This window comes from Emticicia agri, assembly GCF_004168285.1.
Taxonomy (GTDB): Bacteria; Bacteroidota; Bacteroidia; order Cytophagales; family Spirosomataceae; genus Emticicia; species Emticicia agri.
In genome coordinates, this window is the sequence record NZ_SEWF01000028.1 from 54,840 (window position 1) to 65,686 (window position 10,847).

Consider the following 10,847-nt stretch of genomic DNA (forward strand, 5'->3'; position numbering starts at 1 on the left):
TTAAATGTAATTGATTGAATCTTCGCCTATTCGCCCCCTCTCAATGCTGTAACCACTTGCAAACGAGACATACGCCATGCCGGATAAACCCCAGACAATAGCCCGAATACCAGGCTTACTAAGATAGCTACTACAAAAACCTTCCAGTTGATGGTCAAATCGGCGTAGTTAATCATGCCACTGGTATTGATAAAATAGATAACACCTACCGAGAGAATCAACGCAATGACCCCACCAATCAGCGTGAGAATGATATTTTCGGTAATAAACTGATAGGTAAGTACTTTTGATGAAGCCCCGAATGCCTTACGGATACCAATTTCAGAAGCCCGCTCCATGATACGGCTGATATTGACATTGACTAAATTAATGGCAGGTAACGACATGAAAAGCAAAGCGAAGCCTATCAATGCCATGTATAGATATTGCTTTTTGGTGTCGCCGTCTGAATGTGTAAACTGACTTAAAAATGAACCGACATAAGTATCGGCAGTAGAGGCTATCTTATTTGGTTTGAACCACTTTTCTTCACTACCGATAGGTACTTTGCTCATAATTGACTGAAACTCGGCCTTGATTTTCGGAAAATCACCGCTGCTTTTAGCTAATAAGAAAACCAGGTAATTGCCGTTCAGGTCTTTCTTGGTCTGGTCTCTTTTGGCCGTATTATAAGGCAGATAAACATCTGAAGCCACATAAATACGGGTAACAGGACAGCCCCGCACAACCCCGATAATACGGTAGTTCACATTGTCAAGCTCCATGGTTTTTCCTACTGCCGATACCCCCTTACCGAAGTATTTATCACGGGTGTCGTCGTTAATAACCATTACATAATCATTATTATCAATATTCTGTTTGGTAAATGGTTTACCCTCTATAAAATCAAAACTGGTAATGTCCCAGAAATTGCCATCTGTATATTTATACATCAACTTTACCTTATTCTGATTGGCATAGGCATTAATCGTGTTCGGGTACGAAGCAAAGCCAATCATTTCAGGTGTTGTCATCTTCAGTACATAATTCTGAATGAAGTACATACTCACGGGGCCGCTTCTGCTCCCATTTTGAGTGGTGTCTTGCTGCAACATTTTTTCGATGTACAAAGACCTGTCCCTGTTAAGCTCAGGATAGCCAGCCGAAACAAGGTGGTCGAGAAAAGAAGTAATGACTACCAGCACCAATAAGGTGAAACTAATGCCGAACAGACTGATAAACGTGAAGAACTTTCTACGTTTCAGTACGGCGAATGTTATTTTTAGATAATTCTTTAACATAAGAATTTATTGATTGAGCGAATGAGTGAATGAGTGAATGAGTGATTATTTTTTAGTTAGTGACTGAGCAAATGCCGACTGGTAAATAAGTGATTGTTTTTAATTTAGTGAATTATTGTGAAACATAGTGCCTAATCATGTCCATAGTGACCATTTTTTAAAATGCTATTATTAATCACTAAATCACACATTCACACAATCACTAAATTCCTCACATAACCTGCGTTCCGTCAAATAGCCTTACCAGACGATTGGTCTTTTTTGCCATATTTTCGTCGTGCGTTACCATCACAATGGTAGTACCATCATTCTTGTTGAGGTTGATGAGTATATCCATAATTTCATTACCCATCGCACTGTCAAGGTTTCCGGTAGGCTCATCGGCTAAGATAATTTCCGGACGACCTACAATGGCACGGGCAATGGCTACCCGTTGTTTTTGTCCGCCCGATAATTGGGTAGGGTAGTGTTTCATCCGATTGCTCAACCCTACTTTTTGCAGAGCTTCAGTGGCCAGTTGCGTACGTTCACTTGCCGACGACGACCGATACAGCAACGGTAACTCTACGTTATCAAGCACGGGCAAATCATTAATGAGGTGGTAGCTCTGGAAAATAAACCCTAACTTCTGATTGCGGAAATGCGCCAGTTTTTTGTCAGAAAAACCACTAATAGTCTCATTATCTACGGTTATTTCTCCTTTAGAGGGTTCATCTAACAAACCCATAATGTTGAGCAGTGTACTTTTTCCACAGCCCGATGGCCCCATGATAGAGAGAAATTCTCCTTTTCCTACTTCAAGGTTAATCTCGTTCAGGGCAAGGGTTTCGATAGTACTGGTACGATAAACTTTTTCGATGTTCTTTAACTTAATCATAATTAACTGCGAATTAGTGAATGGGTAAATATGTTAATGGCGAATTAGCGAATGGTGAATTAGTGAATAATTTAATGATTAATTAGCGAATGATGATAGTGAATAAGGTCATGTTAAATTGTAGCAATTATTTATTCGCTAATTCACCATTCGCTAATTCGTTATTATTCCACCGCTATTTTCCGGTTCTTTTCAAAATCATAAAGCGTCAGATACCGTAATTCATAGTGTGTTTTCCAGTAATCCTGTAAGGCATTGATGTAATCACGTTTGGCCTGGTCTTTTTCCTGAAAAGCGATACTTAAATCCGTGATACTCAGGTTGCCTAATACATAGCGGTCTTGCGCAATCTGGTATTTTTCAGAAGCAATACTATCGGCCTGAGCGGTCAGACTTAACTGATTACGCAACATTTCTAAAAGCGTAACCTGCGTATAAATTTCCTGCCTGAAAGTCTGTTTAGCTTGTTCAACTGTATATTCTGTCAGTTTTTTTTGCGCCTCGGCAGTTTTAGTTCTTGATTTCGAGCGTCCCCAGTCCAGAATCGGAATATCTAACTGCAATTGCACCGACTCCTGACTTTGAGGTTTCTGATACAATTCCGGTATCGTCAAGCCTCTGTTCGAGAAGCCTAAAGTAGCTGTCAAAGTCATATTCAGCCCGTTATCACCGATGGCTTTGGCTACTGCACGGTCAGCCTCTAAAATCAGGCGGCGGAACGAAATAGCATCTGAACGATTCTCAAAGGCTTCCTGTAAGGCTACCTGATTTGAGATAGGAAAAGTAGAAATATCTGCCGGAATCAATAATTCTAATCGGGTATCTGTCTGCAAACCAATATAGGCTTTCAGGTTCAGCGTGGCAATCTCTAAATCCCGTTTGGCAGTAGCAATAGCCTTTTGTGCTTTCAACGATTCCAATTGCAATTGCAGAATTTCGTTACGGGTTGTTTTACCGATGTCGTATTTTTCGTTGGCTATCTTTACAATGGTCTGCGTATTGGCTAAGTTGGTTTCAGCAATCTGCAGATTCACCTGTGCCAATAGCAGATTAAAAAAATACTCAGTGGATTTAACTGCAATTTTTTCCAGCGACTCAATGAATACCTGACGGCTTTCGTCATATTTCAAAGGCTCAATCTTTTTATCCCATTTCATGGGATTGAATCTGAAAAATGGTTGAGAGTATCCCACCGCAAAAGGTGTACTATTGTAAAGGGTATTCTTGCGGGCAAAATCGTCAAAACGTTGCAATTCTGTAGTGGCATAAATTTGTCCTCCGGTTTGCATCACCGATTGGCTCAAAGATAGGTTCAGTGATGAATTATTATAGCGAACAGGCTGAAACTGAATGGTACCATCAGGCTGAACCACTTCGATAAACGAACGGGTAAAAGCCGGGAGATTTCCATTCAAAGTCAGTTGTGGTTTATAGTTCGACTGAAATGTGCGCCACTCCCAGTATTTGGTTTCTTTGGTAGTAGATGCCTGCCGAGCCGCAATAGACTGCCCTTTAGCCATTTCTACCACTTCAGGCAGGGATAGTCTTGTTACACCCTGTGCCTGCGAAGTATAGGTATGGGTGAGCAGATAAATGAGTATAATGTAAATGAGCTGTTTCATAATAATTGCGAATGGTGAATAACGAATTAGTGAATAAGGAATAGTGAATTAGGCGTTCATTACTTAATCTCTAATTCTTTGGTGTTTTTGTATTCGCTCAAATCCGAAATAATCACTGTTTCTCCGGGTTTCACTCCGTCTATGATTTCCACATAATCAAAGTTGGCAAGTCCTACTTTTACCGTTCGTTTTTCAGCTTTACCGTCTTTTCTCAGTACAAAAATTTCTTGTACCGAACCACCTTTAAACGCAGGTCCATTGGCTACACGCACCACATTCTGCTGGGCGGCTGTTATCAGAAAAACCTCAACTTTCAGCTTTGGGCGAAGCAAATCGGTGCTTTTACTATCTAATGCCACATCAAAACTCAGGATATTGTTTTGTACTGATGGCTGAATATTCGTCAGACTCCCACGCAATTGCGTATCGTTGATACGGATAATCACAGGCATTCCGATTTTTACCTGATTGGCATAATTATCAGAGATAGAACCGATTATTTTAAAACTCCCAAGGTCGGCCAAACGAGCAAGAATTTCACCCTCCGATACCTTAGACCCCAGATTTTTGTTTACATAGGTGAGCACACCCGGACGTGTGGCAATGATATTGGCCTTTTGCAATTTGCTCTGATACTCCATCAGTTGTTTCTCCTGAATCTGAGCCGATAATTCAGAGTCTTTAATATCAGCACGCATGGTTTGTTGCTTGATTCTAATGTCGTTTTCCAACTGTTTTTTCTCTAATTCAGCTATACGCAGGTTCATTTCTGCGGTTTCAATGGCCTCACGGGTACCACCTCCGGCTTTTTGCAGGCGTTTGGCATTTTCAACATCAGCTTTCAGGCTCGTGATTTTCATGGCCTTGATAGAGTCGTCTATTTTCAGGTCATAAAAACTTTTGTCTAAATCAAGGCGCAGTTTCACCACTTTGTTTTTCTTGAGTTCTACCTCATCTTTTTCTTTGTCGAAAGTCAGTTGGGTAGTTTCTTTGTCCAGTTCCAAAATTTTCTCTCCGGCTTTTACCTGTGTTCCGGCATCTAATACTACCTGCTGAATCACGGCCGTAATAGGGCTGGTAATTACCTGTTCAAACTCGGGTTGCACTTCGCCTGAGGCCGTTAGTGTATTTTCTACGGCTCCCATTTCGGCAACAGCTGTTCTGATTTCTGCCCTGGTAATAGAAGAAGAGAGTGTATTTCTGAGCCACCATACAATCAGTATGATAACCACAAGTGCCACTATACCTATCAACCAGTTTTTACTTTTCTGTTTTCGGACCTCCTGTATCGAGATTTCTTTGTCCATAGCTTTTTTATAATTTTGTATATTGTTTTTATCGTGCCACAGCTATACTCTTCCGCAAACGGCTGTGGCACGGTTATGCGTTGGTAATTGTTAGACTTCTTAATAATAAGTCTTGAAAGCGTCTTAACCGTGCCATGCGCTTTTGCGGACGAGTATACGCATGACACGGTTGAGGATACTGTTCATTTTTGAAACAAATACAATAGAAGTCCTCCAATCAACGTGCCAAATGATAATTGATTGATAGTGAGTATTTTATGTGATTTTGAGATTTAGAAAAGTGTCCGATACTGGGACGGGGTGTGCGGTTTTGGGATGAAGAAAAAAAGGTTGTGCCGTATGTGATACTGTGCTAAAGATAATAGCAAACATTGAAAAAGATAAACCAATATTACAACAGCATAAAGAAATGGTAAATGAATAGTTTCTGTTATTTCTATACTTTGCCTGAAAATTTTCTGATGTTCTTGTAGTAAATTAGCAAATATTTAAACCACCTTTAACAACATACTATGGAAATCGTAGAAGGAGTTATTACACTTCTTTCCAGTAAATATTCTGCTTTTTGTATGACTGCTGTAATATTTTTGCTATTCTCTATGCCTACCAGTGGCATTAGCAAAAGTATGGTGAGTAATGGTATTAAAGTAAATGGTTATCTCGACAAAATAGCACACTTTGTAGCCTTCGCTGCCTGGGCATTCTGCTGGCAGTTTGTATTTAAAAACTATATTCAGACCCTTATCATAGGAATCATCTATGGTATTCTATTAGAAGTATGGCAGGATAAACTACCCGGAAAATACAGACGAACCTTTAGTTGGTATGATGGCGTAGCAGATGGTTTAGGTGTAATAATGGGGTTATTTATGTATTACCTGGTTCAATTGTTTTTAGAATGAAAAAACTTTTATCCTAAGTGCCTGTGCCTAAATTACGCACTTGAGAGATTCTTTCACCGTATGATGCCTTGTAGGCTATAGTAATCTGCAAAAGAGCTTTTGATGTTGTTTATTTTTGAAGCAAATCAGGCTTTTTTAGCCAATTGATAAAGGTACTGGAAATTATTAAACAATAAAAATACGGCTATCAGACATCTGAATGTAGCGGTTTTCATGGATGTTGTTTTTGGGTTTGGTAGAAGTCAATCCTACTAATCTACAAAAACGCGGGTATTATTCTCAGAATAGTACAGAAAATTTATTTAGTGGTTCATGGAATGGAGTTTGGAATAGAACTTTATCTACTCACACCCCTTTATCTCTGCCTTAAATACACTGCCTATTTGTGCATTAAAAGACCGGATAATGTTTTTTATTGAATTAATTGCCGTGGATTAATAAATTCATATCAACTAATTTAGCTTTATCCGAAGTTTGCCGTCCTAAAATAGATTGACACAAAACTCTTTAAGGGCAGAAGAGTTTAAGGCACCTCAGAGTCCAGTTGCTTAGCTTATTTGATTATGTATGGAGGAACATCCTGTCGGGAGATACTTAAGGAACAGAGATGATTATTCAGGCGTAAAAATTACCAGTTCTCTATTATCTTTGAAAGAAACACCTTTGCCAAAACTCCTGAACTCAGGATTTGAAACAAACCCCCATCCTAAATCAGTTTTATGAAAAACAGGGCAATTATCTTGTATCTTTATAATATGAAGACTACCTGCTTGTACAAGAAACCATAAGGCACCTTCACTATCCTGGCAAATCCCATGCACTCTACCATAGGTATTGTCATTAGATAAATTATTATAATATACCCAGGCATTATTTTTTAAAACAAAAGCACCTCTGCCCGTACCGACCCAAAGGTTCTTTTGGTTGTCTTCAAAGAAACAATACACCTCGTTTTTCAGCGTTTCTTCAAATGATTCTGCCTTATTTTTATCGTTCAATTTTACTTTTAAAAGTTTATAACCTTTATTTATGCTAAAAATCCAGAGTGTATTATTGGCATCTACATAAAAATTATGTATCGCACTAATTTTTAATTCTTTTATTCCTAAAGGTTGCCACGATTGTCCATCTTTTTTGTATATTTCTTGATCCGCTAAAATATAAACCCCATTGTTTTTACTAATAACAAGTGATTTCTCTCCAATTGGTATTGGCCTTTCACGGTTGAATTTTGAATGGAACTCAGGTACTTGTTGCCATATGTTTCCATTGAAAAAGTTTATACCATGACCGGTTGCTGACCATATAGTACCATCACTGGCCTCTGTTATTTTCCATACAATTGTTTCCTGCTTAGGACTAAAAAAAGGAGAAAGTTGATAATAATCCCATTTATCCTTGGTTTTGCATGCTAACCTTGATGTATTAGTGGCTAGCCATAACCTGTTTTTAGAGTCTAATAAATAACTGTGTAGATCGTATCCCTGAATACCATCTTCATAATAGGAAGTCCATTTTCCTTTGTCTAAACAATGAAGACCATGAAACCCTCCCATCCAGATTTTACCATTTTTATCAGTGCCAATTACTCCAGATAAACCTGATAGAGGGTATTTACCTGTTTCCCAATATTGTTTGTACTCTTTTGTTTTATTCCAACGGATAAGCCCTCCGTTAATTGACAACCAGAGATCTCCTGCTTTATCACTCGTGACTCCATAAATAGAACCTGCAATACCAGCATATTTATGTATTTTTACCTCTTTGCCATTCCATTGATATAAATCTGTTTTTGTTCCAAACCAGAAGTCTTTAGTAATAGGGTGTTCATAAAGATAGCCGCTATCTCCGTAAGAATCCTTCAGATATATCCACTTGTTACCATCTTTTTCCTTGTAGTAAGTATACCTATCTGTGCCACACCAATACCTTCCATCTTTATGTTGTTTGAAATATTTGATTGGTGCGCCAATTATTCCGGAAGTAGTATCTAGTTTTTCAATATTATTCTCAATGTAGGATAATAGCGCTTTTTTATTGGAATACTTACTCATCCACATATTTCCGGCATTATCAAAAGCTATAAATGAAGAGCGAACGGAGTCTGCAAAAGGCTTTTCCCATGATTTTCCATTGAATTTCCTGATTACGCCATCTTCAAAGCATATCCATAAGTTTGATTTTTTATCAAAATCCATATATCTTATTCTGACCGGACGCTGCTCATCTCTTGGCATAGTAGAGGGAAACATATATTCTTTTATTTTCTTCCCGTTGATATTTCTAATCACAAGCCCGGCTGCAGTGGCAATATAAATTGTGGTATCTTGTATCATAATTTTAGAGATATAATTATGGCTACCCATAAACTCTAATTTGCCGACAAGTTTTTGTGCGTGGGTATCAAGAGTTAGTAAGAAGAACAAAGTCAACAGCAGTAACGAAGGATATTTCATTAAAAAATTTGGTTTTTATCTATTAATATAATCTCAGATTCTCTTACAAATATACAAAAACAAAAACGCCGAATAACACCCTAATGCATTATCCGGCCGATCAAAAGTTCCCCTTTAGGGGTTACTCAAATCTCAAATGTTTTACAGATTCGCCTGAGTTGGCTAATTCTTCTAAAGAGTCTATACCAATCTGTAAATGATTTTTTACGTAGCTACCAGTTACTTTTTTGTCGCTTTCTTCTGTTTTTACACCGTCCGGTGTCATGGGGTTGTCTGATACCAATAATAAGGCTCCGTGAGGGATGGCGTTTACAAAACCTACAATGAAAATAGTGGCGGTTTCCATGTCAATGGCCATGGCACGAATTTCTTTCAGGTATTCTTTAAATACGGTATCGTGTTCCCATACACGGCGGTTGGTCGTATAAACTGTTCCGGTCAGGTAATCTAATTCGTGTTTTTTTATCATCGAACTAACGGCTCTTTGCAAACGAAACGAAGGTAAAGCCGGAATTTCCGGGCGGGCATAATCATTACTGGTTCCTTCGCCACGGATAGCTGCTATGGGCAGAATCAAATCGCCTAAGCGGGTTGTTTTCTTCAAACCACCACATTTGCCCAAGAATAAAACAGCTTTGGGCTGAATAGCTGAGAGTAAGTCCATTACAGTAGCGGCCATTGCACTACCCATACCGAAGTTAATAATAGTAATATTCCCTGCCGAAGCCGTTTGCATCGGTTTATCTTTGCCTTTGACTTCAACCTCGAACTTCTCGGCAAACATATCTACGTAGTTATGAAAATTCGTCAGTAAAATATAAGGTTTAAACTCTGATAGGGCAGTACCTGTGTATCTCGGGAGCCAGTTTGCAACAATCTCTTCTTTTTTCTCCATAATAAGTTTATTTTTGTTTTAAAATTAGGTGAATTATCAGAAGCCTATCCAAGGCTTTGATAATTTAACGCTTTATTAACAGGAAAGATGATACAGTTGAACTTACCACCTTTCGAACACAAAATTAAGGAAATTGAGGGAAAAATCTGCATTTTTGATGCTATACGTCGAAAATACCTTGTGCTTACACCCGAAGAGTGGGTAAGACAGCACTTTGTGCATCTGCTGGTGAATCATTATCAATACTCTAAAAACCTTATCCGACTGGAGGGTGGATTAAAATATAACCGCCTCCAAAAACGCTCTGATATTGTGATTTTTGATAATGATGGTTTACCTTTTTTATTGATTGAATGTAAAGCACCGGAAGTAACTATCAATCAGGCCGTAATTGAGCAGGCTTCCCGTTATAATCATACGCTCAGGTGTCGCCATATTGCTATCACAAATGGGTTGAAAACCTTCTGCTTTGAAATTGATTTTGCTACGCAGGGTTTTAGACAGTTGCCAGATTTGCCGAGGAGAAATATTGTCTGTGACTCGTCCTAAAATAAGTTTACAGTTAAATTGATAATCCTGCCATAGGTTTACAGCCTTTATTTGTATAATAATTTTTCCAATATCTTTCTAACTTACCTTCCATTTGGTGAGCCTGCTCTGGGGTCAAGAGTCCAACACTCATATGAGGTCTTTCTTTATTGTAAATCTCTATTATTTCTCTTAGTAAGCCTTGCGCATGCGATAGATTTTTGATAATTATTTTAGCCAAGAACTCATCTTTAAGGATACCGTTTACTCTTTCTGCAATTGCATTTTCTAAAGGATTGCCATTCTGTGTCATACTAATTTGTAGGCCATAATCCTGCAATAAGGTTACATACTCATGTGAACAGTATTGGATACCTCTATCAGAATGATGGATTAATTTATCCACTTTTTGAGGTAAACTCTTTAAGGCCATTTTTAATGCTTCTACTGAACTTATGGCTAAAAGATTATCAGCTATATGATAGCCCATTATCTTTCTTGAATAGGTATCAGTAATAAGTGATAGATAAACAAAACCCTCATTTGTTTCCAGATAGGTAATATCCGATGCCCAAATCTGATTAGGCTTTATAGGCTCAATATCTTTAATTAAATTCGGATATTTTCTTAACCAATGAGAGGAAAAAGTGGTTTTTGTTTTCCTGTTTCTCCTTCTTACTAACAGTCCATGCTGAGATAATAAGTCAAATAAGGCATCTCTGCCCATTTTTATCTGATGCTCAATCATAAAAGCCTGAAGCATTCCATACAACTTTCTTGTGCCAATCATCGGTTGTCTCTGACGAATGGCATTGACCTTTTGTATGAGTAACTCTTCTTCAATCAGACAATCATTTGCTCTCCAAAAATACTGATAATAGGCTTGTCTAGTTATGCCAAACATTCTACATATTTGTCCTAAACCTATTGCTGGTTTGGCCTCTTTGAGGGCGTAGATTGTTTGGCAACGTACTTTTTTT

At 38.3% G+C, this 10,847-nt stretch carries 9 protein-coding genes; 2 read left to right on the plus strand and 7 right to left on the minus strand.

Features of this window, described 5'->3' with window-relative positions; translation table 11 throughout:
- Window positions 1-26: 26 nt before the first annotated feature.
- From EWM59_RS17900 to EWM59_RS17915, 4 genes are all read right to left on the minus strand, one after another.
- Window positions 27-1,280 carry an ABC transporter permease gene (locus EWM59_RS17900; protein ID WP_130022625.1) on the minus strand — a complete coding sequence of 418 codons (1,254 nt, stop codon included), beginning with the start codon at window positions 1,278-1,280 and terminating at the stop codon, window positions 27-29.
- Between the two features lie 211 nt (window positions 1,281-1,491).
- Window positions 1,492-2,157 carry an ABC transporter ATP-binding protein gene (locus EWM59_RS17905; RefSeq protein WP_130022626.1) on the minus strand — a complete coding sequence of 222 codons (666 nt, stop codon included), beginning with the start codon at window positions 2,155-2,157 and terminating at the stop codon, window positions 1,492-1,494.
- A 164-nt stretch (window positions 2,158-2,321) separates the two neighbouring features.
- Window positions 2,322-3,779, minus strand: a complete 1,458-nt coding sequence (locus tag EWM59_RS17910; protein ID WP_130022627.1) for a TolC family protein — start codon at window positions 3,777-3,779, stop codon at window positions 2,322-2,324.
- 59 nt (window positions 3,780-3,838) lie between these two features.
- The gene (locus tag EWM59_RS17915) at window positions 3,839-5,086 is read right to left on the minus strand and encodes an efflux RND transporter periplasmic adaptor subunit (RefSeq protein ID WP_130022628.1); all 1,248 of its coding nucleotides are present in this window, start codon (window positions 5,084-5,086) and stop codon (window positions 3,839-3,841) included.
- Between the two features lie 512 nt (window positions 5,087-5,598).
- Between EWM59_RS17915 and EWM59_RS17920 the strand changes: the two genes are divergently transcribed.
- Window positions 5,599-5,988 (plus strand): VanZ family protein, encoded by a 390-nt coding sequence (locus EWM59_RS17920; protein WP_130022629.1) that lies wholly within the window; start codon window positions 5,599-5,601, stop codon window positions 5,986-5,988.
- Between the two features lie 611 nt (window positions 5,989-6,599).
- Here EWM59_RS17920 and EWM59_RS17925 read toward each other — a convergent pair.
- Window positions 6,600-8,444, minus strand: a complete 1,845-nt coding sequence (locus EWM59_RS17925; RefSeq protein ID WP_130022630.1) for a two-component regulator propeller domain-containing protein — start codon at window positions 8,442-8,444, stop codon at window positions 6,600-6,602.
- Between the two features lie 121 nt (window positions 8,445-8,565).
- A complete protein-coding gene (locus EWM59_RS17930) occupies window positions 8,566-9,339 on the minus strand; it encodes an AMP nucleosidase (protein ID WP_130022631.1) in 774 nt (257 codons plus the stop codon).
- An 87-nt stretch (window positions 9,340-9,426) separates the two neighbouring features.
- Between EWM59_RS17930 and EWM59_RS17935 the strand changes: the two genes are divergently transcribed.
- The gene (locus tag EWM59_RS17935; protein WP_130022632.1) at window positions 9,427-9,888 is read left to right on the plus strand and encodes a type I restriction enzyme HsdR N-terminal domain-containing protein; all 462 of its coding nucleotides are present in this window, start codon (window positions 9,427-9,429) and stop codon (window positions 9,886-9,888) included.
- A 13-nt stretch (window positions 9,889-9,901) separates the two neighbouring features.
- Here EWM59_RS17935 and EWM59_RS17940 read toward each other — a convergent pair.
- On the minus strand, window positions 9,902-10,847 hold a 946-nt coding region (locus EWM59_RS17940; protein ID WP_130022633.1), incomplete at its 5' end, for an IS3 family transposase.